This is a genomic window from Streptomyces sodiiphilus, from assembly GCF_039529215.1.
Classification (GTDB): domain Bacteria; phylum Actinomycetota; class Actinomycetes; order Streptomycetales; family Streptomycetaceae; genus Streptomyces; species Streptomyces sodiiphilus.
The window spans coordinates 1-25,540 of the sequence record NZ_BAAAMJ010000048.1 but is presented as its reverse complement, the minus strand read 5'-3'; the positions used below and the strand labels follow the sequence as shown (position 1 = coordinate 25,540).

Here is a 25,540-nt window from a genome sequence, read left to right as displayed (position 1 = left end):
GACCGCCCGCCCCGGCCGCGGGCGGGCGGTCCGGCGGCGCCGCTCAGCGGGCATGACAGCCGGCGAGGTGGTCGTTGACCAGCCCGCAGGCCTGCATCAGCGCGTAGGCCGTGGTGGGCCCGACGAAGCGCAGCCCCTGCTTCTTGAGGGCCTTGGCCAGCGCGGCGGACTCGCCGGTGACGGCGGGGATGTCGGCGTGGCTCCGCGGCGCCGGGCGCCCCTCGGCCGGCGGCGCGTGCGACCAGATCAGCTCGGTGAACGCGCCCGGCGTCCAGCCGGCGAGCACCCGGGCGTTGTGCACCGTCGCCTCGATCTTGGCGCGGTTGCGGATGATGCCCGGATCGGCGAGCAGCCGCCGGGTGTCCTCGGCGGTGAAGCCGGCCACCCGCGCGATCACGAAGCCCGAGAAGGCCGCCCGGAACCCCTCCCGGCGGCGCAGGATCGTCAGCCAGGACAGCCCGGACTGAAATCCCTCCAGGCACATCCGCTCGAAGAGCGCGTCGTCCCCGCGCACCGGCCTGCCCCACTCGGTGTCGTGGTACTCGCGGTAGTCGTCGGTGGCCGTGCCCCACGGGCAGCGCGGCAGCCCGTCCGGGCCGGTGACCACGGAATCCGTCTCCATGGCGGCAGTCTGCCCGACGGGTCGGACACCGCCCCGTTACCTTCTTCGTGGCCCCGTGATGGAGCTCCCGGTCTCCGGGCTTGAGATGACTTGAGCCCTCTGTCGGTTCATGATCGAAAAGGTGGTGTCACCAGGCCCGGAGGCATCGGTAGACCGCTGATGAGGGGCATGACCGCCGACCTCACGTGAGGGCAGCAGAGGTCTCCGTAACGTGGATGCTGGCACGCTGATGCCGCAGGTGGGACCGGGAACGATACAGTTGTGGAGATGACACGTGACCGACACCAGTGGCATCGGCGTCTTCTGCGGCCTGGACATCGGCAAGGTCAGGACCCCCGCCCGCATTCTCATCGACATCGGCGACGGCTCGGTTTTCCCCACCGCCGGACACCTGACCTCCTACGCGGGCCTGGCCCCCGCCACCCGCACCAGCGGCTTCTCCATCCGCGGCGACACCCCTCCCGACGGGGCAACAAGCTCCTCAAACGCGCCTTCTACCTCTCCACGTTCACCGCACCCCGGGCACCCGCGCGCCTACTACGACAAGAAACGTACCGAAGGCAAACACCGCGTCGCCGCCCTCACCTGCCTCGCCCGTCGCCGCACCGATGTCCTGTTCGCCATGCTCCGCAACGGCACCCTCTTCCAGCCCTCGCAACGTCAACAGCTTGACGAAGCACGTAGGGGCACCTTTTCGGCTGCTTGCGCGCACTACGGCAAGGAAGGCGTGGGCGAGCATGGCGAGGGTGCTGTGCCAGTACCAGGCCACGTAGCGGCGGACCTCGTACCCGTCCAGGCCACATTCGTTCTTCGCTGCCTGGAAGCACTCCTCGATCGCCCACCGGAAACCTGCACCCGGTCCAGGTCATCCACGCCAGCGTCCAGGGGCGCATGGGCGAGGTAGCACGAGATGTCGCCCGGGTGGCTCAGGCTGCGCCGTGCCGTGCCCACCGCTGGCGGATCAGCACGCCTTCCTGATGGTCGTATCGGCTACCGGGCGCAACTGCACAGCCGCCCAGTCGTACTCTCGCTGTCCCTTCGCGCCCGCGCCGCAGGAACGGCGCTCCCATGCCTGGTCGGGGACCTGCTCGAAGATCATGGTCGATGCGTGGTCCGGCTAGGGAGAACTGGGACTTCGGGACGACCAGAGCATAGCCGACGCCGGATGTGAGACGCCCAGGCGCTCCGCCAGGGCCTTGGCCGCACCCTTCACCCGCGTGAGGAGGAATTTCGCCGCGCGCTTACGGATTTCGGCGCGGGCCGGGCGAACAGCCCTCGCTCCGCCCGCGCGAGTGCCTCCAGGACCTTGCTGCGGCACAGGGCCAGCTGCTGCTGCTCGTCATCGCTCATGCTGGCTAGTCGGCCATGGGGAACCTGTGGATGGGACCGGTGCCCGCGCAGGTCATGCCGGGTGCCGGCGTGCGTCCGGTGGGAGGCATGACGACGTCCTCTGCCCCGGAGCCGGTGCCGGTACCCATCCGAGGGCTGCTGCCCAGGGGCCAGGAGGTCGTCGCGCACCTGTGATCCCGGCGACAGGCGTCCGAAGGCTGGAGGTACGAGGGCGGGCTTCCGGCGTACCGCAACGGCCCAGGGGGCTCTGTGGAGCATGCCGAGTACCGTGTGTGGGTGTGAGGACCCCTGATCACCTGTGGACGGCGTCTCGTACTACGCGGCGCCTACCACGTATCTGGAGGCGCCCACGCTCGTGCGGGAGGTGCTGGGGCCGCGGCGACCGCCGGGCTAGGTGCTAGCGAAGGCCGACGGCCGCGGGCCCGGCCGGGGCGGTGTCGTGCACGCCGTCGACTGCGAAGAGGCGTCGACTCTGAGCTGGACCCGGTCCTGAAGGGTTCGATCATGGATTCGGGTGACGGCACGCAGCGATCAGCTAGCAGTCCCGAGAGGCAATGAGCCGGTTGGTCAGCTCCACCGTTCCGAGGTACCACCAGAAGATCCAGTCCAGGAACGCTTCGTCGTAGTCGCCGCGCTGCTCTGCCTTTCGGTGGCGCAGGTCGTAGCGGTTGGCGATCTCGAACAGTGCTCCCTCGTCCTTGCCGAGGTTGTCTTTGAGCAGGGCGCGGCGTTCCTCGAGGATGCCCGCGAGGGTGACGATCGCCGACCGTTTGCTCTCCCTCGTCGTGTCACGGCCGCGGAAGAGGGCGACCGCGTGACGGACCCGAGTGGTGACGTCCGGGGCGCTGTCGTTGAGTGCGCGGTGGACCAGGGCGCTACGGGCGTCGTCGGTGACGGCGACCAGGCGTCCGAGGTCCTCGCCTTCGGCAGCCAGCTCGTACTCAATGCCGGCCTCGCGCAGCAGCTTGTTGACCTTGTCCCGGTAGAGGATGCGGGCAGGACCGTTGTGGAACTCCGAGTGGTGCCACCCGCAGCTGTTCCAGGAGTGGAAGCGGCGGTTGCGGGGCCGGCTGACCAAGTCGTGGAAGACCTCGATCAGGCCGAAGAAGGTGTCCTCGTCCCATGTCTCAGGGGCCAGCGGCCACAGGGCCGGGATGCCCAGTCGCCGCTCGATCACTCGCGAGGCGTCCGGCAGCTGGGTGCGGTCGTCGACGCAGACCTCGCCGAAAACTTCTGCCAGGTAGCCGCTGCCGTCGAAGTCGCTGATGAGTCGCGCGAAGTCACGCCGGGCATCGCGAGTGGAACCGCCGTCGCGTGTAGGTCCGTTGCCGCGGCGCTGGGGCCAGTACGGCCGTGGGGTGGCCGCGTGCCGGAGCTCGTGCGCCCGTGCGATGAGCTCCGTAAACCAGTCGTGCCGGCCCATCACGGCCCGTCTGGTGCCCCAGCCAGCGTCGGTAGTTGCCCACGGATCGGATGGCGGCGCAGTGTGGTCAGGAAGGTCCTGGAAGTCGGCGATCGCGGTAGTGCCGGCCAGCGCCTCCGTCAAGAGCCACACCGCCCGCTCCTGCCAAGAGCCCGTGGATCGGAGGATGCACTCGCCTTCGGACACGAAAAGCGATGCGGGCCAAAGGAGTTCGTAGTTGCTCAGGTTCAGACTCACCGCAACATCATCGCCCAATGCGTCCTGCCTCTGAGGGCTGAACTGCTGCCTCCAGCACCATCTGTCAGAGGGCGGCCATAGCCTGGAGTGACGAGAACCACAGAAGGCGGGTCAATGGACGCCAAGTACTACCGGAGCCAACTGGACAGAAAGAACAGGGCTCGTGCCGACGCGGAGAAGAGAGTTGGAGAATTCCGCAAGAAGGAGGCTGACAAGCGCGCGAAGACAACCAAGGAGCGATCCGCCGCCGCCAAGGCCAGCAGCCAGAGCACTGCCAGGAGCAAGTTGCGTGCGGCTGAGCGGTCTGAGAATGAGGCCAACAAAGCAGGTAGGGAAGCCAGCAAGTGGAGCGCCAAGGTGGGCACGCTCTCCAAGGAGGCAGGTGCCCTGTCGGTCAAGCTGGCGCAGGCGGAACAGGCTGAGCGAGCAGCCGAGGAGAAGGCTCGCCGACGCGAGCAGCAGAAGACCGAGCGGCGTGCCACAGCCGAGCGGAAGAAGATCGAGAACCGCCTGGCGGCGGCGGAGAACGAGGTGCGCACGGTACTGAAGGAGCTGCGGGCCCCGAGGCCGGAGAAGCTGAGGGTGCTGCTGTTGGCGGCCAATTCCGCCGGCGACCTGCGAGTCGGCGAGGAGCAGCAGAGGATTCGCGGGGCCGTGCAGAGCGCCACCCATCGAGACCTCGTGGAGCTGGATGTCCACACGGCCGCTACGGCCGAAATCTTCCTGGACGCGCTGACTCGGTTCCGTCCACACGTCGTGCACTTCTCCGGTCACAGCTCGAAGGACCTGATCGCTTTCGAGAAGGGTGAGGACGGGTTCCACGACAGTGCCATCATCAGCGCTGGCGCCTTCGCGCGGGCCATCGCGGCGGTGGACGACGAGCCGCTGCTGGTCCTGCTCAACTCCTGCCACTCAGCACCTCAGGCCGAGAAGCTGGTCGACACCGTGCCGTTCGCCATCGGCATGTCCGAGGCCATCGGCGACCTGGACGCCATCACCTACGCGGCCCGGTTCTACGCCACCGTCGCCGACGGCCAGTCCGTGCAGGCAGCCCACCTCCTCAGCCGAGCTGCCATCGAGATGAACGGTCTGCTTGGTCGCGACCTACCGATCTTGGCCTATGCAGCGAACGTCGACCCTAGCGCTACGAAGCTGGTTACGCCTCCACCAGGATAGCCCGTGGCCATCGGGCGCATACCTCCGATGCCGTGGCAGTCCGCGAGCCTGAACCGATCGGTTCAGGCCCGCGGGCTCAGAACGCGGCTACTACAGATCGAACTCCAGGTGCTCGATGTCTGAGCCCGAATCCACCGGCCTGATTCACAGATGATCGATTCGGGCTCGGTTGACTGGTGCCCGGTGTGAAGACGCGGGGCATCCGCTGGTCTGCCCAGCTTTTCCACGTTTATCCTGGTCGGGCCCTTGCGGGCGGGTGGTCGGATGGTCAGCGCTCTGGTGGCGAGTGGGCGGCGTCGAACAGATCGGCGAAGGCGTGCTGCCAGGGCCACCTGCTCGGCAGGTGGAGTGTCAACCGCCGTGCGGTGCGCGCGAGTCGGGCCGGTACGTGGACCAGATGGGTGCGGATCGTCGCGGTCGTGGCCTTCGCGTGGAAGACCCCGGCCAATGCTCCGGCGGCCCGCAGCAGGTTGTGGGTGATCGCCCACAGGGTCAGCCACGCGGCGTTGGCCTGGAAACGCCCGGAGGGCAGGTGGGCCAGGGCTGAGCCCTTGCCGTCCGCGATGACCTGCTCGACGATCGCGTGCTGCCGGTGCTGCAGTTCGGCCTGCAGCACCTCGAAGGGGCTGTCGGTGAAGACCGGGTGGTAGCGCCAGGAGCTGAACAACTCGCCCTGCCCGGAGGCGGTTTCCATGTCCAGGCGGCGGACCCGGCGCACGATCAGTCGGCCCGTGACGTGCTCTGCCTTCGTGCGGCCGGTGAACGCCGTGTACTCGACTTCGGCGACCTCGGCGTCGGAGATCAGCTCGCCGGTGTCGGGGTCGACGAATGCCTCCGGGTAGCGGATCGCCGTCCACGCGGTCTCGGGGATGGCGCTGATCGTGGCGGCGTCGTGCGGGTTCATCCGCACCGTGACAGAGAGGTGGGCGCCCGCGCGACGGCAGGCCGCGACGACGTCGGCGTTGTAGAACTGGCTGTCCGCGCGCACCACGACGGTGCCGGTCGCGCCGGCCTGCCTGGCCGCCGCGATGGCCTCGGCGGCGCGGGCGTCAGGGGCCTTTCCCCGTCGCAGCCGCACCGCCGCGATCACCGGCCGCGCGAGCGGCGTCGACAGCGTGGCCAGGATCGGGTGCAGCGTGCGGACGCCCTTGAACCGGCCGACCTCGGCGCCCTGTTTGGCGCGTCCGAACACCCGCCGGTGCGTGGGGTCGACATCGACGAACGCCACCTGGCCGACGCCCGGGCAGCAGAGGCGTTCTCGTGGCAAGGCGAGCGAGGAAGGCCCGGTGCACACGGTGGAGTTGGCGGTTGTGGCCGTGGGTGAACGAGCGCAGGAACGTGCCCAGCGTCGACGGCGCCCGCACCCCGCTGAACAGGACGTTCATCGCGCCGTACCGCAGCCGGTCGGCGTCGTCGATCGAATCGACCCCGGCGCACATCGCCGCCACCAGGCTCATCGCCTTCGCGGCCGGGTTGGCGCCGCCGCTGTTGTCGGCCTGGTCGACTCGGATCCTGTCGGCGATCAGGCCCGGCAGGTCGAGCCGCTCGGCCAGGCGGACCAGCGGGACCAGACCCGCGTCCGCGACCAGGTTCGGCTCGTCGAACACGGCGGAGACAGCCGTTGTGGCGTGAGAGAATTGCACTCACGAGATGCCTTGCTGACTTGTGTTGATGGAGCGTAGAGAACTCACATCATCGCAGGTCACAAGGCCTCTCTTCGTACCGGGCCCCTCCCGCACCAGCGATCAGCCGGTGGATTCAGGCTGAGAACCGGATCTCCTCGAGAGAGCAGGCGCGGCGGCCGCCGTCTGGAAGCAGGTCTCCCTGAGGGCTTCGGCTGCGATCTGGCGGAGGCGGTCGTCGCTGGCGCTGGTTTCTTAGGCGGTGAAGAGCCGGGCGGCGTGGCGGGCGGCAGCGCGATGGTCCCGGTGGAGACGTTCCAGCCGGGGTCCGGACAGCTTCGGCCAGGAGGGTCTGGGGCCCGACAGCATGAAGCCGAGCATGATCGTGCCCCAGGCCCACCACAGCGCCGCCCAGCCGAAGGCCTGGCTGAGGATGTACATCCAGTACGTCCCGGCGTCGGCCATGAACGGCATGACGGCGACGGTCGCGGAGTCCCCCGAGCGCACCCGGACGAACAGGAAGACGAAGACACTCGCGGTCAGGAGCAGGGCGACGAGTGCGTCGGGGACCGCGGCCCGCAGATCGGCGAGCATTCCGGTGCGGGCCTTTTGCCATGTACCTGACTCTCTTAAGCCGGTGCTCATGCGCGGAACTCCTTCACGAGGTGAGATCAGGCGGCCGCCCCCGCACAGAGGTGTATACCTCCAGCAGTGTGACGTGAGCACACCAGGGTGGGAAGAGGGCTCCGAGTAGCGCGAGGGGACCGGCGCCCGCAATATGGGCATATGCGCCACATGATCCGGGCCGAGTACCGGGCCCCCGAGGCACCCGAGGAAGAGGAGCGCCCGCCCCGCAGGGCGGGCGACCCGGTTTCCTGGCACATGGTGCGCGGCGAGGGGGCCGTCGCCATGTGCGGCAAGGAGCTGGCGCCGGACGCCGACACCCGCCCGGACGACGCCTGGGGTACCGACCTCGGCGCCCCCTTCTGCCACACCTGCGGCGCCCTCTACCTCCGCGAGGTCCCCTGACCTCCGCCCGCCACCTCAGCCGAGGAGCGGCGGGCGGCGCCACTCCTCGCCGTCCACGTGGTGGGCGATGAACGCCAGAACCGTCTGGTACCAGACCTTGGCGTGGTGCGGGGTGAGGATCCAGTGGTTCTCGTCGGGGAAGTAGAGGAACTTGTGCGGCATCGAGCCGTCCTCGGCCGTCGCGCGCGAGGCCAGGGCCCACCAGAGGCTGAGGCCCTCGCCGACCGGCACCCGGTAGTCCTTGTCGCCGTGGATGACGAGCATCGGGGTGGTGATGGCATCCGCGTGGTGGTGCGGGGAGTCCGCCGCGATGATCCCGGGCGTCAGACCCCGGTGGAACCAGTACGCGAAGTCCGCGGCGTCGCTGGACTGTTCGAGGTTCCACACGGAGGCGTGCGTGACGATCGCCCGGAAGCGGCCGGTGTGCCCGGCGATCCAGTTCGCCATGTAGCCGCCGAAGGAGCCGCCCATCGCGGCCGTGCGGGCGCCGTCGATGCCGGGGTGCTCCACGGCGGCGTCCGTGATCGTCATCAGGTCGGTGTACGGGGCCCCGCCCCACCGGCCCCAGCCGCGCCGGACGAAATCGGTTCCGTAGCCGGTGGACAGCGCCGGGTCGGGCAGCAGGACGGCGTAGCCGTGGGCTACCGCGATCCATGGGTTCCACCGCCACGACCAGGCGTTCCAGGACATCACGGGGCCGCCGTGGATCCACAGCAGCAGCGGGGCGGGCCCCTGCTCCCCGGCGTCGTGCGGCAGCGCGAGCCAGGCCCGCAGCGCGGTCCCGTCCTCCGCCGTGGCGGTGACCTCCTCCAGCCGGCCGGGCAGCGGCCCTTCCGCACCGAGCGCGCGGGCCGGGCCGGGCAGCGCCGTGATCTCCGGCTCGCCGTCCAGGGACACGCTCACCGGTGCCGGGGGGCTGTCGACAGCCGAGCGCAGCGCGTAGACCCGGCGCCCGTCCGGGGACACCTGGATGTCGCTGTACGCGCCGTCGTCGGCGGTCAGCCGGCTGACCTCGCCGGTCCCGGCGTCCACCCGCCACAGCGGCGCGCGGCCGTGGTCGTCGGCGACGGCGATCAGCGCGGAGCCGTCCGGTGTCCAGCGCGCGCCGCGCGGGATGCGGTCCCAGCCGGCCGTCAGATCCGCCACCGGCGCCCCGCCGTCCACCGGGACGAGGCCGAGCCACTCGTGGCCGGGATCGGCGGCATCGCCGCGTCTGCGGACGATCACGGCGGCCCGGGCCCCGTCGGGCGAGATCCGCGGCGAGTGGTACTCGTGGGCGCCCTCCGGGTCGTCGGCCAGCGTGCGGCGCTGCCCGGTGGCCACGTCGAGGGCCACCACCGTGTACCGCTGGGAGCCCCCGGGTTCGGCCACCGCCCAGGTGCTGACCACGGTGGTGCCGTCCGGGGTGATGTCCCAGCTGCACTCCTCGTCCAGAGCCCGTCCGACGTGGCCGGTGACGTCGCGCGGCTCCGGGCGGTCCTCCGTCCCCGCCGTGCCGCCGCCTGCCGCGGCCCCGGGCAGGGCGGCGGCCAGCAGCCTGGTCCGGTCGGGGCCGAGATGGTGGTCCCAGTACCGGATGGGGAACTCCTCGTGGAGGATCGCGGAGACGCGTGCCTTCTCGCGCCCCTCGCGCAGCTCCTTGTCGGCCGCGGCGCCGGGTGCCGAGGGCATCATGCCCGAGCCGAGCACCACGGTCCCCGACTCGCTGACGACCGGCCCCCGCACGCCCCCGGGCGGGCGCACCAGCACCCGGGCGTCCCCGCCGCCGGACGGCTGCGCCCACAGGGCGGGCGCCGTGCTGTCGTCGCCGGGCTCCGGCCGCGACGAGACGAACAGCAGGTCGCCGTCCGGCGTGAAGCCGGCGGCCGACTCCCCCCGGTCGCCGCGGGTGAGCCGGCGGGCCGGCCGCTCCCCCTCCGGGTCGACCTCCCACAGCGCGGAGGTGTAGCGGTTGCGCTCCAGGTCGGGGGTGGAGACGCCGACGACGAGACGGCGTCCGTCGGGGGACAGCCGCAGTCCTTCCACCCGCGGCAGGCGGACATAGGCGTCGAGGTCGCGGTAGGCGTCGGGCTGTTCGTCCGGTCGTGCGTCAGTGGCCGTCATGCCGGGTTTCCTACCACCGCGCGCCGATCCGGGACACGTCATTTCTCCCTGAGCACACAGGATTCGCCCCGCGAGGACCCGCGTGGCCGCACCCCGGCGCCGGGGGAGCGCCGGGGTGCGGGAGTGCGGGCGGCCGGGGTGCGCTCACACCGGTTGCCGGACCGGTGCGCCCGCCGGCCGGGCGGCGCGCACCGGGGTGGTCCGGCCGGTGCGGGGACGCCGCAGCAGCCGCATCGCGTTGACGATGACGAGCAGGACGGACGCCTCGTGGACGAGCATCCCGGCGGCCATGGTGACGCCGCCCAGGAGCACCCCCAGCAGCAGGAGCGAGACGGTGACCAGGGCCACGATGATGTTCTGCCGCATGTTCGCCGCTGTCCGCCGGGCCAGGGAGACGGCCTCGGGGAGCTTGAGCAGGTTGTCGCCCATCAGGGCGATGTCGGCGGTCTCCACTGCGACGGCCGATCCCGCGGCGCCCATCGCCACCCCGATGTCGGCCCGGGCCAGCGCGGGTGCGTCGTTGACGCCGTCGCCGACCATCGCCACGGTGTACCCCTCCCGCTGGAGCCGGGTGATCGCCTCGTACTTGTCCTCGGGCAGCAGTCCCGCGTGGTAGGTGTCGATCCCGGCCGCACCGGCGACCGCGCGGGCCACCGGCTCCGCGTCGCCGGTGAGCATGACCACCCGGCGCACCCCCGCCCCGCGCAGCTCGGTGACCATCCGGGAGGCGTCGTCGCGGACTTCGTCGGCGACGGCCACCACCCCGACCGCCCTTCCGTCCACCGCGACGATCATCGGCGTGCGTCCCGCCGCGGCGAGCCGCTCGGCGGCCTCCCCCGCCGCGTCCGCACCGGCGGTGCCGTACTGCTCCAGGAGCGACCGGTTGCCGGCCAGGACGCGGTGTCCGCCGGAGACGACGGCGATGCCCTTGCCCGCCACCGGTTCGGTGTGCTCGGGCAGGCCGGGGGCGGGCACTCCCCCGGCGGCGGCCGCGTCGAGAACGGGGCGGGCCAGCGGGTGCCCGGAGCCCGCCTCCGCCCGGGCGGCCCAGCCCAGGACCGCCGTCCGGTCCATGTCCCGGTCCAGCACCACCACATCGGTCAGGCGCGGGCGGCCCCTGGTGAGGGTACCGGTCTTGTCGACGGCCACGGCGCTGATCCTCGCCGAGGTCTCCAGGAACTCACCCCCCTTGATGAGGATGCCGTCCCTGGCGGCCCGGCCGATGCCGGCCACGACCGAGACGGGAATGGAGATGACCAGGGCTCCGGGGCAGCCGATCACCAGCAGGGTCAGGCCCAGGACCACGTTCCCGGTCGCCAGGCCCACCACCAGGGCCAGCGCCATGATGGCCGGGGTGTACCAGGCGGAGAACCGGTCCATGAACTGCTGGGTGCGTGCCTTGGCGTCCTGCGCCTCCTCCACCCGGTGGATGATGCGCGCCAGTGTGGTGTCCGCGCCGACACCGGACGCCGTGACCTGGAGGAGCCCTCCCCGCGACACCGTGCCGGCGAACACCCGGTCGCCGGGCCCCTTCTCGGCCGGCACCGATTCCCCGGTGATGGACGCCTCGTCCAGTGCGCCGGTGCCCGCGAGGACCTCGCCGTCCACCGGGACCCTGGCGCCGTTCTTCACCACGACGGTCTCGCCGGTCCTCACCCGGTCCGCCGGGACCTCCACCTGCTCGCCCCCGCGCAGCACGACCGCGACGTCCGGAGCCTGGGCGACCAGCCCGGCGAGTGCCGAGCGGGTCCGGGCGAGAGTCGCCGACTCCAGCGCGTGGCCGACGGCGAAGAGGAAGGTCACCGCCGCGGCCTCCCAGTACTCGCCGATGACGACCGCCCCGACCGCCGCGACGGAGACCAGCAGGTCGATGCCCACGACCTTCGAGGCCAGGGCCCGCGCGGCCTTGACCAGGATGGGGCCGCCCGCCACCAGCGCGGCGGCGGTCATCAGCAGGTCGCCCGGTACGTCCACGCCCAGGGCCCGGCCGGTCACCAGCGCGGCGGCGATCAGCGTTCCGGAGACCGCCGGAACCGTCCACCTCCTTCGCGTCCACCCGGTGAGAACCATGACGTTTCCTCCCTCGCACGATCCCGTTCGGCGGGTCCCGGGGCCCTGGGGCAGGACCTGGGAAGCACGCTAGGGAAGGGCATGACCGGCGGACATGACGTGGGTCAATCACCCGCACACGCACTCGATTGACGCACGTCATGTCCGCCGCGGCCCGTCTCTCGTAGCGTCGTGTCCGCCTCCCCGGAACGGTGGGGGGACCGCCGACCGGAAAGGACCGGGACGATGAGCACACAGGCCACACCCACCTCCCGCACCGTGCTGCGTGCCGAGGGTTTCTCCTGCCCCTCCTGCGTCGGGAAGATCGAGAAGCGGGTCGCCCGGCTCGACGGCGTCACCGCCGTGAAAGTCCACTTCGCCTCGGCACGTGTCGAGGTGGACCACGACCCGTCGCGCGTCAGCGGGGACGACCTCGTCGCGGCGGTGGCCAAAGCTGGATACCGGTCCGCCGTCGCCCCCTACTGACCGGGGGCCGCCCGCCCCCGGACGGAACGGACCCGGGACCATCGGCCCCGGGTCCCACGGCCGGGGGCGGGCGTACGGTGGGCCGGGGAACGCGCCTCGCACGGCCCGGGGCGCCGTCACGGAAGGCCGTGGAAGGCCGCGGAAGGCGGAGTGGGAGAACCGATGGACGGCAAACGGCGCACCACCCCGCTGGCCCGCACCTGCGAGGTGCCCCACGCGTGCCCCGCGCCGCTGCGGCTCAAGGTGCTCTCGCACGCGCCCTGGTTCGCCGGGCTGTCCGCTGAGGAGATCGAGGCGATCGACCGCCGCATGCGGGTGAGCGGCTACGCCGAGGGCGAGACCGTCTACCGGGCGGGCGCCCCGGCCACCCATCTGTTCATCCTGGCCACCGGCCGGGTGAAGGTGCTGCGGCCCTCGCTGGACGACGGCGAGGTCCTGGTCGACGTGATCACTCCGGGGGCGATGTTCGGCTCGCTCGCGGCTCTGGGGAACTCAGCCTGCCCCGACACCGCCCGGACGCTGACCGTCAGCTGCGCCCTGCGCCTGTCCGCCGAGGGCTTCCGCGAGGTGCTGCGGCGGCACCCCGGCGTGGCGCTCGCCGTGCTCGACGACATGGCGGCCCGCCTGGAGGCGTCCCAGCAGGCGATGCGCCGGCTGGCCGGCGGCACCGTGGAGCAGCGGGTCGCGGCAACGCTGCTGACACTGGCCGGCAAACTCGGCGAACCGCGCGGGGACACCGTGCTGCTGCAGGTCCCGCTGACCCGCTCGGATCTGGCCGCCATGACGGGGACCACCACCGAGTCGGTCAGCCGCACGCTGAGCAGGCTGCGCCGCGACGGCGTCGTCAGCACCGGCCGCCGCTGGACGGCGCTCACCGACCCGGCCCGGCTGGCCCGCATCGCCCGCGGCTGACCGGGGCCCACCGGGCGGCGAGCGGAACGGGCGGGTGGTGTCGTAGGAACGTTCTACGCTCGGGTCCATGGATGCCGCACACCTCGGATTACGGCTCGCCTCCGGCGCCTTCGTGCCGCTGGTGCGCAAGCTGTTCCGGCAGGAGCCACCCGGAGCGGAACTGGTGGACCGGCCGGTGCGGATCTCCGCGCTGGTCTCGTTCACCGGGGAGCACCGCACCCTGGACGAACGCGACCTGGAGAAGCTGGCCCGCGAACTGGTGGAGCGCGCGGTGCGCGCCGCCGGGCCGCACGACGCCCCGTCGGCCGGGGAACGCACGGCTGTCGCCGGTGCCCTGGCCCGCACCCTCCACGGGCTCGGCGAGCTGGGCATGGACGACGTCCAGGCCGTGCGGCTGGGGCACCGCGGCCTGGCGCGGGAACTGCTGCGCCACAGGCCGCCGGGCGCCTACGACCTGTCACCGGACGCGCGGCACTGGTTCGACTCGCTCCTGGAGACGGCCTGCCTGCACATCCTGAACTTCTTCACCCGGCGCTCGGCGTTCGTCGCCCGGACCCTGGTGGAGCAGAGCCGGCAGCTCGACCGCCTGGTCACCGGCGTCGATCTGCTGATCGAGCGGATGCCGGCCCGCTCGGCGCTCGACGCCTCCTTCGAGGAGAAGTACGCGCGGTACGTCATCGGCAAGCACAGCCTGCTGACGATCTACGGCATCGATCTCGACCACGCCCGGGAGTGGCCGCTGGACGCCGCCTACCTCAGCCTGGAGGCCGTGGAGCGACAGCCGCAGGTGCCGCCCTCCCGGGAGCGGGGGGACGAGGAGGACCTGGCCCCGGTGCCGCAGCCGGCCGAGACGGCGCTGGCCGGGCGGGAGCGGGTGCTGCTGCGCGGAGTGGCCGGCTCGGGAAAGACGACGCTGGTGCAGTGGCTGGCCGTCACCACGGCCCGCGGGCAGGCAGGACCGGGGACGGCACATCTGCTCGGCCGCGTGCCGTTCGTGCTGCCGATGCGGACGCTGACCCGGGGAGGCCGCCCGCTTCCGGTGCCGGACGGCTTCCTGCCGGCGGTCGGATGCCCGCATTCGGCGCCCGCGGGGTGGGTGGAGCGGGTGCTCAGCGGCGGCCGCGGGCTGCTGCTGATCGACGGCATCGACGAGATCCCGCCGTCCGAGCGGGAGCACACCCGCCGCTGGCTGCGGGAGCTGATGTCGGCCTTCCCGGGAAACCTGTGGCTGGTCACCGCCCGCCCGTCGGCCGTCCCGGAGGACTGGCTGGCCGCCGAGGGGTTCGCGGAGCTGTCGCTGACCCAGATGAGCCGGGACGACGTGGCCGCGTTCATCCAGCGGTGGCACCGCGCGGCGCGGGTGGACGGTGCCTACGAGGCCAAGCTGCTGGACGCGGTGCGCACCAAGGCGGATCTGGGCCGGCTGGCCACCAACCCGCTGATGTGCGGGCTGATCTGCGCCCTGCACCGGGAGCGGCGCGGGTATCTGCCGCGCGGCCGGAAGGCGCTGTACGACGCGGCGTTGCTGATGCTGCTGGAGCGCCGCGACCGGGAGCGGGACATGGGCCGGCCCACCGGGATCGAGCTGGACGCCGAGGAGCAGGCCCAGTTGCTCCAGAAGCTGGCGTACTGGCTGATCCGCAACGGGCGTTCGGAGATGGTGGAGGACATCGCGATCGGGCTGCTCGCCCGGGTGCTGCCCGCCATGCCGCACATCGGCGGGCAGGGCCGGCCGGAGGCCGTCTACCGGCACCTGCTGGACCGTTCGGGGCTGCTGCGCGAACCCGCCCCGGGAACGGTGGACTTCGTGCACCGCACCTTCCAGGACTATCTGGGCGCCCGGGAGGCGGTGGAGGAGCAGGACTTCCCGATGCTGGTGGATCACGCGCACCTGGACCAGTGGGAGGACGTGCTGCGGATGGCGGTGGCGCACGGCCGTCCGGAGGAGCGGGCCCGGCTGCTGCGGGGGCTGGTGGAGCGGGGTGACCGCGAGCCGGGGCACCGGATCCGGCTGGACCTGGTCGCGATGGCCTGCCTGGAGCACGCCACCCGGCTCGACCCCGCGGTGCGGGAGCTGGTGGAACGGCGGGCGTCCCGGTTCCTTCCGCCCCGGGCGCTGGGCGAGGCCGAGGCGCTGGCGGCGCTCGGCCCGGTCGTCCTGGACCTGCTGCCGGACCCGGAGGGCCTGACGGACACCGAGGCCTGGGCGGTGGTGGTCACGGCGGGGCGGATCGCCACGGACGCCGCGCTGCCCAAGCTGGCCCGGTTCGCGCGTCACGAGGGCCCGGGGGTGCGCAATCAGCTGGCCTGGGCCTGGAAGCGGTTCGACACCGAGCGGTACGCCCGGGAGGTCATGCGCCACCTGCCGCGGGACGCCAGCTGGTATCCCGTCGCCCGCACCCGGGAGGAGCTGCGGGTGTACCGGGAGATGCTGCACGCGCCCTATCTGCATGTGCTCGGCGGCTTCGGGGCGGCGGAGATCGCCGGGGCGCTGGAGGGCAAGGGCGTCACCCAGCTGAACATCCGGGACAACGGGAGGCTGGAGGACCTGGAGTTCCTGGAGAGCCTGCCGGAGCTGAGGACACTCCGGCTGCTGGACTGCCCCGGGATCACCGGCCTGGAGCCGGTGGCGTCCCATCCGCAGCTGCGCAGCCTGCGGCTGGAAGGGCTGCCGGGGCTCTCGTCGCTGCGCCCGCTGGACGCCATGCCGCGGCTCTCGGCCCTGCACGTCCGGCTGGCCCAGGAGCTGGAGCTGCCCCGGCGTGCGCCGCTGCGCGACCTGGAGCCGCCGCCCTCGGCCTCGCTGACCTCGCTGACCGCCTGGCCCCGCCTGTGGCATCTGGCGCTGCACCGGCACCCGGCGCCGCCCGGCCCCGAGGAGTGGGCGGCCGTCGGGAAGCTGCCGGTGCTGCGCTCACTGGCGCTGGGCCCGGCGCAGCTGCGCGCGCTGGAGGAGATGCCCCGGCCGATGCCCGCGGTCACCCATCTGTACCTGCACGCGGAGGACGTCCCGCTGACGCCGGTCGCACGGCTGTTCCCCGGCCTGTCACATCTGGGCGTGGCCCGGTGCCGGGAGACGGACCTGGCGCCGCTGGCGGACCTGCGGGAGCTGCGCTCGGTGTCGGTCGACGGGGGCAGGGCGGTCCGCAACGCGGAGTGCCTCACGGGAGTGGACGTGCGGCTGGCTCCGCGCTCCAGGTACTGAGCCTGCCGGGTGCCACCGGACGGGGAACGCCCCCGGGGCCATGGCCTCGGGGGCGTTCTCGGTGGCTTCGCGGGAGCCGCTCAGCTCTCCTTGGAGAGGTTGGGGCCGCCGGCCGCCTCGACGGGCGGGGCGTCCGGGAGGGAGGACTTCTCCTCGCCCCGGAAGGTGAACTTCTCGTCCTTCCCCTCGCCCTCGGTGTCCACCACCACGATGTAGCCGGGACGCATCTCGCCGAAGAGGATCTTCTCCGACAGGATGTCCTCGATGTCCCGCTGGATGGTGCGGCGCAGCGGCCGGGCACCGAGCACCGGATCGTAGCCGCGCCTGGCGAGCAGCTGCTTGGCCGAGGTGCTCAGCTCCAGGGCCATGTCGCGGTCCTTGAGCCGCTCGTCCACCTGGTTGATCATCAGGTCGACGATCTTGATGATGTCGTCCTGGGTCAGCTGGTGGAACACCACGGTGTCGTCGACACGGTTCAGGAACTCCGGGCGGAAGTGCTGCTTCAGCTCGTCGTTGACCTTGGCCTTCATGCGCTCGTAGCCGGTCTCGACGTCACCCGCGACGGCGAAGCCCATGTTGAAGCCCTTGGAGATGTCCCGGGTGCCGAGGTTCGTCGTCATGATGATGACGGTGTTCTTGAAGTCCACGACCCGGCCCTGGGAGTCGGTCAGGCGGCCGTCCTCCAGGATCTGCAGCAGGGAGTTGAAGATGTCCGGGTGGGCCTTCTCGACCTCGTCGAACAGGACGACCGAGAACGGCTTGCGGCGCACCTTCTCGGTGAGCTGGCCGCCCTCCTCGTAGCCGACGTATCCGGGCGGGGAGCCGAAGAGCCGGGAGACCGTGTGCTTCTCGCCGAACTCCGACATGTCGAGGGAGATCAGCGCGTCCTCGTCGCCGAAGAGGAACTCGGCGAGCGTCTTGGACAGCTCGGTCTTGCCGACCCCGGAGGGGCCCGCGAAGATGAACGACCCACCGGGACGCTTGGGGTCCTTCAGGCCCGCACGGGTGCGCCGGATCGCCTGGGAGAGCGCCTTGATGGCGTCCTCCTGGCCGATGACGCGCTTGTGCAGCTCGTCCTCCATGCGCAGCAGCCGGGAGGACTCCTCCTCGGTGAGCTTGAAGACCGGGATGCCGGTGGAGGCGGCCAGGACCTCGGCGATGAGCTCCTCGTCGACCTCGGCCACGACGTCCATGTCGCCGGCCTTCCACTCCTTTTCCCGCTTGGCCTTGGCGGTCAGCAGCTGCTTCTCGTCGTCACGCAGCGAGGCGGCCTTCTCGAAGTCCTGCGAGTCGATCGCGGACTCCTTCTCCCGGCGCACGTTGGCGATCTTCTCGTCGAACTCGCGCAGGTCCGGCGGCGCGGTCATCCGGCGGATGCGCATCCGGGAGCCGGCCTCGTCGATCAGGTCGATCGCCTTGTCCGGCAGGAAGCGGTCCGAGATGTACCGGTCGGCCAGCTGTGCGGCGGCGACCAGGGCGGAGTCCGTGATGGAGACGCGGTGGTGCGCCTCGTAGCGGTCCCGCAGCCCCTTGAGGATCTCGATGGTGTGCGGCATCGAGGGCTCGGCGACCTGGATGGGCTGGAAGCGGCGCTCCAGCGCGGCGTCCTTCTCCAGGTGCTTGCGGTACTCGTCGAGCGTGGTGGCGCCGATGGTCTGCAGCTCGCCGCGGGCCAGCATCGGCTTGAGGATGCTGGCGGCGTCGATCGCGCCCTCGGCGGCGCCCGCCCCGACCAGGGTGTGCAGCTCGTCGATGAACAGGATGATGTCGCCGCGGGTGCGGATCTCCTTGAGCACCTTCTTCAGGCGCTCCTCGAAGTCACCGCGGTACCGGGAGCCGGCGACCAGCGCACCGAGGTCCAGGGTGTAGAGGTGCTTGTCCTTGAGGGTCTCGGGCACCTCGCCCTTGACGATGGCCTGGGCCAGCCCCTCGACGACGGCGGTCTTGCCGACGCCGGGCTCGCCGATGAGGACCGGGTTGTTCTTGGTGCGGCGGGACAGCACCTGCATGACCCGCTCGATCTCCTTCTCGCGCCCGATGACCGGGTCGAGCTTGGACTCACGGGCGGCCTGGGTGAGGTTACGGCCGAACTGGTCCAGCACGAGCGAGGTGGAGGGCGTGCCCTCGGCTGGCGCGCCGGCGGTGGCGGCCTCCTTGCCGCCGGAGTAACCGGAGAGCAGCTGGATGACCTGCTGCCGCACCCGGTTGAGATCGGCGCCCAGCTTCACCAGGACCTGGGCGGCGACGCCCTCGCCCTCGCGGATCAGGCCGAGCAGGATGTGCTCGGTGCCGATGTAGTTGTGGCCCAGCTGCAGAGCCTCGCGCAGCGACAGCTCCAGCACCTTCTTGGCCCGGGGGGTGAAGGGGATGTGGCCGGACGGGGCCTGCTGGCCCTGGCCGATGATCTCCTCCACCTGCTGGCGGACCGCCTCGAGCGAGATCCCGAGGCTCTCCAGGGCCTTTGCGGCGACACCCTCACCCTCGTGGATCAACCCCAGGAGGATGTGTTCCGTGCCGATGTAGTTGTGGTTGAGCATCCGGGCTTCTTCCTGAGCCAGGACGACAACCCGCCGCGCGCGGTCGGTGAACCTCTCGAACATCGTAATCGCTCCTCAGAGCGGTCAGGCAGTAAAGGGGTCGGTCCCCTCCCTGTCCTTCCGCAGCTTAGTCCCGCAACGGGGGACCGCTCATTCCAACTGCTGACACCTGTCCCAGACCTCCTGCCCCGAACAGACGACAACTGTTCCAACCCGATGGTGCGAGACGATGTTCCCGCGGGCCAAGCTCTGGCACCCCGGATGGCTACGCCGTCGGCGAACGCCCCGGGGCGGTACCTGCGAGCCCACTGTCATCGCCCCCTGTGCCACTGGGGCCTTCTTACCCTTCCAGGCTGACACTCCATGCGGCAGAAGCCACGTACATCCGCTGTCGGCGAACGCCGGACCGTCGCACTTGCGCCATCGGGGGCAGGGAGGGACGGAACACCCATGGCGGAAAGTGCCCTTCCGGACACCGGGCGTGGCGCGCCCGGACAGCCCTCGGGGGCCGCCCCGTGCGGGTGCGGCCCCCGGAGACAGGGACGCGGACTGCCGGCTCTCCCCGCGCGGCGGACCCGCGGGGCCGCCTGCCCGGCCGCGAGCGGGCGCCGCCGGGCCCGTGCACGGCCCCGGCGCGCGGAGAATCAGGCGCCGGCCTTCTCGTACGCCTCACGAATACTCGCGGGAACACGGCCCCGGTCATTCACGTCGTATCCCTGCTCCTTGGCCCAGGCGCGGATCTTCGCGGTGTCCTGGCTGCCCCCGGAGGGAGCGGCGGTACGGCCACCACGTCCGCGGCCGGAACGGCCACCGGCCTTGCGGCCCGCCTGGATATACGTCTCCAGCACGCTGCGGAGCTTGTCCGCGTTGGCGGCGTTGAGGTCGATCTCGTAAGTCTTGCCGTCGAGCGCGAACGTGACGGTCTCATCCGCCTCGCCACCGTCGAGGTCGTCGAGGAGAAGAACCTGAACCTTCTGTGCCACCGGCTGCTCCCATTCTTGTTCGCCGAATAATTCATGGGTACTGCGCATGTAATCAAACCGCCCTTCCCGGAAAAACACAAACCCCGGGCCCGGATTGCTGGACGGAACGCGAGACACGACGGGATGATTCGGACATAACCACCGGGTGTCCGCGGATTCAAAGATGCAGCAGCATCCGAGTGTTACCCAATGTGTTGGGCTTCACGCGTTCCAGACCCAGGAACTCCGCGACCCCCTCGTCATAGGAACGCAGCAGCTCGCTGTAGACATCACCGGGGACCGGGGCGTCCCCGATCTCGGCGAAGCCGTGACGGGCGAAGAACTCAACTTCGAAGGTCAGACAGAAAATTCGCCGCACACCGAGGCGGCGCGCCGTCCGCAGCAGCTCGGCCAGCACCCGGTGGCCGACGCCCTGGCCCTTGAGCTGGGGATCCACCGCCAGTGTGCGCACCTCGGCGAGGTCCTCCCACATCACGTGCAGCGCACCGCAGGCGACCACTCGCTCATCGTGATCGCGCTCGGCGACCCAGAACTCCTGAATGTCCTCGTAAAGCGTCACCGTGGCCTTGTCGAGCAGGATGCGGTCCCTGGCGTATGCGTCGATGAGGCCGCGCACCGCGGGCACATCCGAGGTGCGCGCGCGGCGCACCGTGATTTCGGCCGTCCCGGACGGCCCGGGGCCGCGCTTCCGGCCGCCGGAGGGGGCGGCGCCGCCGGCCCCGGGAGTGCCGTACGCGTTCGGGGCGCTCTCCGCTTCCACCGCTGACGCTTCGTCTTCTGCCACATCCGGGAGGCTATCCCCGGGACTCCCCGCCATTCACCTCGGGGGGAGGCGCCGCCGGGCCGGCCGGGTCCGCCGCGGTCACGTCCACCACCCGCAGCGCGTCCCGCAATGCGGCGGTCTGATCCGGCGACATCATCCCGAAGAACGCGACGAGGGCGGCGGCCGGGTTGTCGCTTCGCGCCCACGCCTCATTCATCAATGCGGCGGAGTAGGCGGCCCGGGTGGAGACCGCCTCATAGCGATAGGCGCGGCCCTCTTGTTCCCGCCGCACCCAGCCCTTCTGATGAAGGTTGTCCAGGACCGTCATCACCGTCGTATAGGCGATGGAACGTTCCTCACGCAGATCATCGAGTACTTCCCGGACGGTGACGGACCGGTTCCACTCCCATACACGCGTCATGACCGCGTCTTCCAGTTCTCCCAGTGGCCGTGGCACACCGGAACGATATCCCCGATCGGGACGATGCACACAGACCGGCACAGGAAGGATGAATCCGGACGAGCCACGGACAGGGGGGCGGGGCGGGAGGCCGCCGGGAGGGGCGGCACGAAAAGTCGCCCGCACCACGGGGGTGCGGGCGCATCGGGCCGGCCGGAGGGCCGGCACCGGTCAGTCCTGGCGCTGCTGCTCCTGGCCGCTCCGGGCGGCGAACGCGGCGTCGACGGCCGCGTCCTCCTTGTACTTGTTGGCCCCGCCCTGGGACTTCACCATGGTCACGATGAGCCAGGTGAAGGCCACGGCCATCACGGTCGGCGGGAACAGTGCGGCAACGTAGTCCACGGCGGTCGGTCTCCTTCGGGCGTGCTCGGACGAGCCGGCCTCCAGAGTACCCACCTCACTCCCGGCCCGGACCGGGAGGCGGCTCGGGGCGCTTGCGGCGCGGCGGGAAGACCTCCGCCGGGGTGGGGACCGGACGGCGCCCCGAACCGGGCCCTGCGGGCTTTCTGGCCGGTTCCGGGCTCGGCCGGTGCGGCCGGCCACCCCCCTTCTCGCCGTCCTCGGCGAGAACCGGTCGGTGCGCGCGTGCGGGACGAGCCGGGAACCCCTTGAGCGTGAACATAAACCGACATTAAGCTCTCTTCGGGCAGGTTGCCACAATTGCCGGGCCGGCGGGCGTGTTCCGGCCGCCCGACGGCACACGGGCAGCCGGGCGCACGGAACGCGCGGACGCGCGGCGTCAGGCCCGGGAGATGTTCCGCTCGTAGACCAGCCGCAGTCCGACCAGCGTCAGCCACGGCTCGTGCTCGTCGATCACCGAGGACTCCCGCAGCACCATCGGAGCGAGCCCGCCGGTGGCGATGACCGTCACCTCGTCCGGGTCGTCCGCGAGCTCCCGCGCCATCCGCTCCACCACGCCGTCCACCTGGCCGGCGAAGCCGTACAGGATGCCGGACTGCATGGACTCCACGGTGTTCTTGCCGATCACCGCCCGGGGCCGGGCCAGCTCCACCTTGCGCAGCTGGGCGCCGCGCAGGCCCAGCGCCTCCACCGAGATCTCGATACCGGGCGCGATCGCGCCGCCGGCGTACTCGCCGCGCGCGGAGACCGCGTCGTAGGTGGTGGCGGTCCCGAAGTCCACCACGATGCACGGGCCGCCGTAGAGCTCGATCGCCGCCGCCGCGTTGATGATCCGGTCGGAGCCGACCTCCTTGGGGTTGTCCGTCAGGATCGGCACCCCGGTCTTGACGCCGGGCTCGACCAGCACCGCCGGGATGTCCCCGTAGTAGCGCCGGGTCACCTCCCGCAGTTCGTGCAGGACCGAGGGGACCGTCGAGCAGACGGCGATGCCGTCGATGCCGTCGCCCAGCTCCTCCCCCAGCAGCGGGTGCATCCCCATGAGCCCCTGCAGCAGCACCGCCAGCTCGTCGGCGGTGCGGCGGGAGTCGGTGGAGATACGCCAGTGCTCGACGATCTCGTCGCCGTCGAAGAGCCCCAGGACGGTGTGGGTGTTGCCGACGTCGATGGTGAGCAGCATCAGGCCACGCCCCCCTCGCGCAGGTCGAGGCCGATGTCCAGGACCGGGGCGGAGTGCGTGAGCGCCCCGACCGCCAGGTAGTCCACGCCCGTTTCGGCATAGGCGCGGGCGTTGTCGAGGGTGAGGCCGCCGGAGGACTCCAGAGCCGCGCGCCCGGCCACCACCGCCACCGCCTCCCGGGTCCGGGCCGGGTCGAAGTTGTCCAGCAGTATCAGGTCGGCGCCCAGCGCCAGCACCGGCTCCAGCTGTTCGATCCGGTCCACCTCGACCTCCACCGGCACGTCCGGGAACTCCGCCCTGACCCGGGCGAACGCCTCCGCCACGCCGCCGGCCGCCACCACGTGGTTGTCCTTGATCAGCGCGGCGTCCGACAGCGACATGCGGTGGTTGACGCCGCCGCCGCAGCGCACCGCGTACTTCTCCAGGGCCCGCAGCCCGGGGGTGGTCTTGCGGGTGTCGCGGACCCGCGCCCGGGTTCCGGCCAGCGCGTCGGCCCAGGCCCGGGTGGCGGTGGCGATGCCCGACAGGTGGCACAGCAGGTTCAGCGCGCTGCGCTCACCGGTCAGCAGGTCCCGGGTGCGGGCGGTGACGGACAGCAGCACCTGGCCCGGCTTCACCCGGTCGCCGTCCGCCACGTGCCGCTCGACCTCGAACTCGTCGGTGCACACCACCGACAGCACCGCCTCGGCCACGTGCAGCCCGGCCACGGTGCCCGCGCGGCGGGCGGTGAAGTCGGCGGTGGCGATCGCGTCCTCGGGGACGGTGGCCACCGTGGTGACGTCCACGCCCTGGTCGAGGTCCTCCTCGATGGTCAGGTGCGCGACGTCCTCGACCTGCACCGGGTCCAGGCCGCAGGCCGCCAGCAGACCGGCGAGGTCCGGGTCCAGCCCGCACTCCAGCGGATCGTGCCCGATGCCGTCCCCGGCCGCGCCGCATCCACAGGCGTCGCCGCAGCCGCCCGCGGGTTCCTCCGCGGCCGGACGGGCTCCGAAGGGCAGCAGAGTGAGCTCGACCGGCTGGGGCCGGGACGGGTCGGGGGGGTTCACACGGTCTCCTCGGGGACGATCGCGCCGACGGGCGGGAACGCGGTCGTGGTGGTGGTTCGGACATCGAGCGCGGGGCTCCGGGCTCCCGGGCGCAGGGTGACGATGAGATGCCTGCGCCAGGCATCGTCGTCGCGCGCGGGCAGGTCCTCGCGCCAGTGGCAGCCGCGCGTCTCCGCGCGGCGCAGGGCCGCGGCGACCAGTACCCGGGCGACCAGAAGCAGATTAGCGGTCTCCCAGGTGTCGGTGCCCGGTTCCGCCGATTTCCGGTCCTTTCCGGCGGTCAGCGCGTCCAGCTCGCCGGCCGCGGCGGTCAGGCTCCGCGCCGAGCGCAGCACACCGGCCCCGCGGGTCATGGTCCGCTGCACCGCCTGCCGCGCCTCCGGCGGCGGCAGCGCGACGACCTGCGCCCCGGCGGCCTCCGGCACGGGCAGGGGCCCACCGGCGTGCGCGGCGATGCGCGCGGCGATGCGCTCGGCGAAGACCAGCCCCTCCAGCAGGGAGTTGGACGCGAGCCGGTTCGCGCCGTGCACGCCGGTGCAGGCGGTCTCCCCGCACGCGTACAGGCCGGGGACCGTGGTGCGGCCGTGCAGGTCGGTGCGGACGCCGCCGGAGGCGTAGTGCGCCGCCGGGGCCACCGGCACCGGCTCGGTCACCGGGTCGATGCCGTGCGCCCGGCAGGCCGCCAGGATCGTGGGAAAGCGCTGCTCCCACATCGCGGCCCCGAAGTGCCGGGCGTCCAGGTACATGTGCTCGACGCCCTGCTCGTGCATGCGCCGCGTGATGGCCTTGGCCACGACGTCGCGGGGAGCGAGCTCGGCCAGTTCGTGCTGCCCGGCCATGAACCGGACCCCGGCCGCGTCGACCAGATGCGCGCCCTCGCCGCGCACCGCCTCCGAGATCAGCGGCTGCTGGCCCTCCGCGTCCGCGCCCAGGAACAGCACCGTCGGGTGGAACTGCACGAATTCCAGGTCGGAGACCTCGGCACCGGCCCGCAGGGCCAGCGCGACCCCGTCCCCGGTGGAGACCGCCGGGTTGGTGGTCGCCGAGAAGACCTGGCCCATGCCACCCGTGGCCAGCACCACCGCCGGCGACCGCACCGCGCCGACGCCGTCGTGCAGCCCCTCCCCCATCACGTGCAGGGTGACCCCGGCCGTCCGTCCGGCGGCGTCCGTCAGCAGGTCCAGCACCAGGGCGTTCTCGACCGTCTCCACGCCGGCCCGGTGCACCGCGGCCACCAGCGCGCGGGATATCTCCACCCCCGTCGCGTCGCCGCCCGCGTGCGCGATGCGGCGCCGGTGGTGGCCGCCCTCCCGGGTCAGGGCGATCTCGCCGGACTCGGTGGTGTCGAACCGGGCACCGGCCTCGATGAGCCGCCGCACCGCGCCGGGGCCCTCCGTCACCAGCGCACCGACCGCCGCCTCGTCGCACAGCCCGGCACCGGCCACCAGGGTGTCCTCCCGGTGCTGGCCGGGGGTGTCCCCCTCGCCGAGGGCGGCGGCGATACCGCCCTGCGCCCACCGGGTGGAGCCGTCGTCGAGCCGGGCCTTGGTGACGATGACCGTCCGCAGCCCGGCCGCGGAACAGCGCAGCGCGGCGGTCAGCCCGGCGACGCCGGAGCCGACGACCACCACGTCCGCCTCGATGAACCAGCTCGGGGCCGGTGCCTTCAGCACGGCCCGGCGGCGCGGGGCGCTCACCGCGCGGCCCCGAAGGTCAGCCGGATGTTGTCGATCAGCCGGGTGCCGCCCACCGAGGCGGCGACCGCCAGCACGGCCTCGCCGCTGTGGTCCGCGGGCACCTCGGTGAAGTCCTCCGGGTCGGCCAGCGCCAGGTAGTCCACCGCCAGCGGCGGGTCGAAGCCCGCCGCCTCGTCCAGCACCGCCCGCGCGGCGGCCAGCGCGCCGGCCGGGGAGGCCAGCGACCGCGGGTCGCAGCCCGCGGCGAGCGCGTCGGCGGAGGCCCGGTCCTCGTGCAGCGCGGCCAGCCGCGCCGCCCGGCGC

The 25,540-nt window shown here is 71.9% G+C and carries 20 protein-coding genes and 4 pseudogenes; 6 read left to right on the top strand and 18 right to left on the bottom strand.

Annotation, left to right across the window (positions count from 1 at the left end):
- Positions 1-43 precede the first annotated feature (43 nt).
- Positions 44-622, bottom strand: a complete 579-nt coding sequence (locus ABD299_RS19870) for a DNA-3-methyladenine glycosylase I (RefSeq protein ID WP_344264367.1) — start codon at positions 620-622, stop codon at positions 44-46.
- A 325-nt stretch (positions 623-947) separates the two neighbouring features.
- On the opposite strand from ABD299_RS19870, the pseudogene ABD299_RS19865 reads away from it, so the two are divergent.
- Positions 948-1,271, top strand: a pseudogene (locus tag ABD299_RS19865) (transposase); the annotation flags it as partial.
- Positions 1,272-1,330: 59 nt separating this feature from the next.
- Here ABD299_RS19865 and ABD299_RS25185 read toward each other — a convergent pair.
- From ABD299_RS25185 to ABD299_RS19850, 4 genes and pseudogenes are all read right to left on the bottom strand, one after another.
- Positions 1,331-1,481, bottom strand: a pseudogene (locus tag ABD299_RS25185) (IS701 family transposase); the annotation flags it as partial.
- 102 nt (positions 1,482-1,583) lie between these two features.
- The gene (locus ABD299_RS19860) at positions 1,584-1,721 is read right to left on the bottom strand and encodes a hypothetical protein (RefSeq protein WP_344264364.1); all 138 of its coding nucleotides are present in this window, start codon (positions 1,719-1,721) and stop codon (positions 1,584-1,586) included.
- Between the two features lie 110 nt (positions 1,722-1,831).
- Positions 1,832-1,972: a hypothetical protein gene (locus tag ABD299_RS19855; protein WP_344264361.1), complete on the bottom strand. Its 141-nt coding sequence runs from the start codon at positions 1,970-1,972 to the stop codon at positions 1,832-1,834.
- Between the two features lie 535 nt (positions 1,973-2,507).
- Positions 2,508-3,632, bottom strand: coding sequence for a hypothetical protein (locus ABD299_RS19850; protein ID WP_344264358.1), 1,125 nt, complete (start codon positions 3,630-3,632; stop codon positions 2,508-2,510).
- 114 nt (positions 3,633-3,746) lie between these two features.
- Between ABD299_RS19850 and ABD299_RS19845 the strand changes: the two genes are divergently transcribed.
- Complete coding sequence (locus ABD299_RS19845) at positions 3,747-4,808, top strand: CHAT domain-containing protein (protein WP_344264356.1); 1,062 nt, start codon at positions 3,747-3,749, stop codon at positions 4,806-4,808.
- Between the two features lie 268 nt (positions 4,809-5,076).
- Here ABD299_RS19845 and ABD299_RS19840 read toward each other — a convergent pair.
- Together ABD299_RS19840 and ABD299_RS19835 are read right to left on the bottom strand one after the other, a co-directional pair.
- Positions 5,077-6,451: pseudogene (locus ABD299_RS19840) on the bottom strand (IS1380 family transposase).
- 282 nt (positions 6,452-6,733) lie between these two features.
- A pseudogene (locus ABD299_RS19835) lies at positions 6,734-7,075 on the bottom strand (ferric reductase-like transmembrane domain-containing protein); the annotation flags it as partial.
- A 141-nt stretch (positions 7,076-7,216) separates the two neighbouring features.
- Here ABD299_RS19835 and ABD299_RS19830 point away from each other — a divergent pair.
- Complete coding sequence (locus ABD299_RS19830) at positions 7,217-7,459, top strand: hypothetical protein (protein WP_344264353.1); 243 nt, start codon at positions 7,217-7,219, stop codon at positions 7,457-7,459.
- 15 nt (positions 7,460-7,474) lie between these two features.
- Here ABD299_RS19830 and ABD299_RS19825 read toward each other — a convergent pair whose 3' ends face one another.
- Positions 7,475-9,562 carry a S9 family peptidase gene (locus ABD299_RS19825; RefSeq protein ID WP_344264350.1) on the bottom strand — a complete coding sequence of 696 codons (2,088 nt, stop codon included), beginning with the start codon at positions 9,560-9,562 and terminating at the stop codon, positions 7,475-7,477.
- Between the two features lie 144 nt (positions 9,563-9,706).
- Positions 9,707-11,632 carry a heavy metal translocating P-type ATPase gene (locus tag ABD299_RS19820; protein ID WP_344264347.1) on the bottom strand — a complete coding sequence of 642 codons (1,926 nt, stop codon included), beginning with the start codon at positions 11,630-11,632 and terminating at the stop codon, positions 9,707-9,709.
- Between the two features lie 225 nt (positions 11,633-11,857).
- Here ABD299_RS19820 and ABD299_RS19815 point away from each other — a divergent pair, with 225 nt between their 5' ends.
- The 3 genes from ABD299_RS19815 (at position 11,858) to ABD299_RS19805 (ending at position 16,214) form a co-directional block, all read left to right on the top strand.
- Complete coding sequence (locus tag ABD299_RS19815) at positions 11,858-12,097, top strand: heavy-metal-associated domain-containing protein (RefSeq protein ID WP_344264344.1); 240 nt, start codon at positions 11,858-11,860, stop codon at positions 12,095-12,097.
- A 162-nt stretch (positions 12,098-12,259) separates the two neighbouring features.
- Positions 12,260-13,009 (top strand): Crp/Fnr family transcriptional regulator, encoded by a 750-nt coding sequence (locus ABD299_RS19810; RefSeq protein WP_344264341.1) that lies wholly within the window; start codon positions 12,260-12,262, stop codon positions 13,007-13,009.
- Positions 13,010-13,076: 67 nt separating this feature from the next.
- Positions 13,077-16,214 (top strand): NACHT domain-containing protein, encoded by a 3,138-nt coding sequence (locus ABD299_RS19805; RefSeq protein ID WP_344264338.1) that lies wholly within the window; start codon positions 13,077-13,079, stop codon positions 16,212-16,214.
- Positions 16,215-16,294: 80 nt separating this feature from the next.
- Here the strand turns inward: ABD299_RS19805 and ABD299_RS19800 are convergent, their stop codons facing one another.
- The 9 genes from ABD299_RS19800 to ABD299_RS19760 form a co-directional block, all read right to left on the bottom strand.
- Positions 16,295-18,814 carry an ATP-dependent Clp protease ATP-binding subunit gene (locus tag ABD299_RS19800; RefSeq protein ID WP_344264335.1) on the bottom strand — a complete coding sequence of 840 codons (2,520 nt, stop codon included), beginning with the start codon at positions 18,812-18,814 and terminating at the stop codon, positions 16,295-16,297.
- Between the two features lie 581 nt (positions 18,815-19,395).
- Positions 19,396-19,734, bottom strand: a complete 339-nt coding sequence (locus tag ABD299_RS19795) for a histone-like nucleoid-structuring protein Lsr2 (protein WP_344264332.1) — start codon at positions 19,732-19,734, stop codon at positions 19,396-19,398.
- Between the two features lie 157 nt (positions 19,735-19,891).
- The gene (locus ABD299_RS19790) at positions 19,892-20,389 is read right to left on the bottom strand and encodes an amino-acid N-acetyltransferase (RefSeq protein WP_344264424.1); all 498 of its coding nucleotides are present in this window, start codon (positions 20,387-20,389) and stop codon (positions 19,892-19,894) included.
- 139 nt (positions 20,390-20,528) lie between these two features.
- Complete coding sequence (locus ABD299_RS19785) at positions 20,529-20,954, bottom strand: BlaI/MecI/CopY family transcriptional regulator (RefSeq protein WP_344264329.1); 426 nt, start codon at positions 20,952-20,954, stop codon at positions 20,529-20,531.
- A 174-nt stretch (positions 20,955-21,128) separates the two neighbouring features.
- The gene (locus tag ABD299_RS19780; RefSeq protein ID WP_344264326.1) at positions 21,129-21,299 is read right to left on the bottom strand and encodes a hypothetical protein; all 171 of its coding nucleotides are present in this window, start codon (positions 21,297-21,299) and stop codon (positions 21,129-21,131) included.
- A 397-nt stretch (positions 21,300-21,696) separates the two neighbouring features.
- Positions 21,697-22,494 (bottom strand): type III pantothenate kinase, encoded by a 798-nt coding sequence (locus ABD299_RS19775; RefSeq protein ID WP_344264323.1) that lies wholly within the window; start codon positions 22,492-22,494, stop codon positions 21,697-21,699.
- Positions 22,494-23,540, bottom strand: a complete 1,047-nt coding sequence (nadC, locus tag ABD299_RS19770) for a carboxylating nicotinate-nucleotide diphosphorylase (RefSeq protein WP_425581378.1) — start codon at positions 23,538-23,540, stop codon at positions 22,494-22,496. The genes ABD299_RS19775 and nadC overlap by 1 nt, the downstream gene beginning before the upstream one ends.
- The gene (locus ABD299_RS19765; RefSeq protein ID WP_344264320.1) at positions 23,537-25,237 is read right to left on the bottom strand and encodes an L-aspartate oxidase; all 1,701 of its coding nucleotides are present in this window, start codon (positions 25,235-25,237) and stop codon (positions 23,537-23,539) included. Before ABD299_RS19765 ends, nadC begins: the two co-directional genes overlap by 4 nt.
- On the bottom strand, positions 25,234-25,540 hold a 307-nt coding region (locus ABD299_RS19760; protein ID WP_344264317.1), incomplete at its 5' end, for a pantoate--beta-alanine ligase. The genes ABD299_RS19760 and ABD299_RS19765, both read right to left, overlap by 4 nt.

Excerpts from the sequence above, each read along its gene's own strand:
- ABD299_RS19815 (WP_344264344.1), top strand. The coding sequence starts at position 11,858 with ATGAGCACACAGGCCACACCCACCTCCCGCACCGTGCTGCGTGCCGAG.
- ABD299_RS19775 (WP_344264323.1), bottom strand. The coding sequence starts at position 22,494 with ATGCTGCTCACCATCGACGTCGGCAACACCCACACCGTCCTGGGGCTC.
- ABD299_RS19845 (WP_344264356.1), top strand. The coding sequence starts at position 3,747 with ATGGACGCCAAGTACTACCGGAGCCAACTGGACAGAAAGAACAGGGCT.
- ABD299_RS19855 (WP_344264361.1), bottom strand. The coding sequence starts at position 1,972 with ATGAGCGATGACGAGCAGCAGCAGCTGGCCCTGTGCCGCAGCAAGGTC.
- ABD299_RS19825 (WP_344264350.1), bottom strand. The coding sequence starts at position 9,562 with ATGACGGCCACTGACGCACGACCGGACGAACAGCCCGACGCCTACCGC.
- ABD299_RS19820 (WP_344264347.1), bottom strand. The coding sequence starts at position 11,632 with ATGGTTCTCACCGGGTGGACGCGAAGGAGGTGGACGGTTCCGGCGGTC.
- ABD299_RS19860 (WP_344264364.1), bottom strand. The coding sequence starts at position 1,721 with ATGATCTTCGAGCAGGTCCCCGACCAGGCATGGGAGCGCCGTTCCTGC.
- ABD299_RS19870 (WP_344264367.1), bottom strand. The coding sequence starts at position 622 with ATGGAGACGGATTCCGTGGTCACCGGCCCGGACGGGCTGCCGCGCTGC.
- ABD299_RS19810 (WP_344264341.1), top strand. The coding sequence starts at position 12,260 with ATGGACGGCAAACGGCGCACCACCCCGCTGGCCCGCACCTGCGAGGTG.
- ABD299_RS19830 (WP_344264353.1), top strand. The coding sequence starts at position 7,217 with ATGCGCCACATGATCCGGGCCGAGTACCGGGCCCCCGAGGCACCCGAG.
- ABD299_RS19805 (WP_344264338.1), top strand. The coding sequence starts at position 13,077 with ATGGATGCCGCACACCTCGGATTACGGCTCGCCTCCGGCGCCTTCGTG.
- ABD299_RS19800 (WP_344264335.1), bottom strand. The coding sequence starts at position 18,814 with ATGTTCGAGAGGTTCACCGACCGCGCGCGGCGGGTTGTCGTCCTGGCT.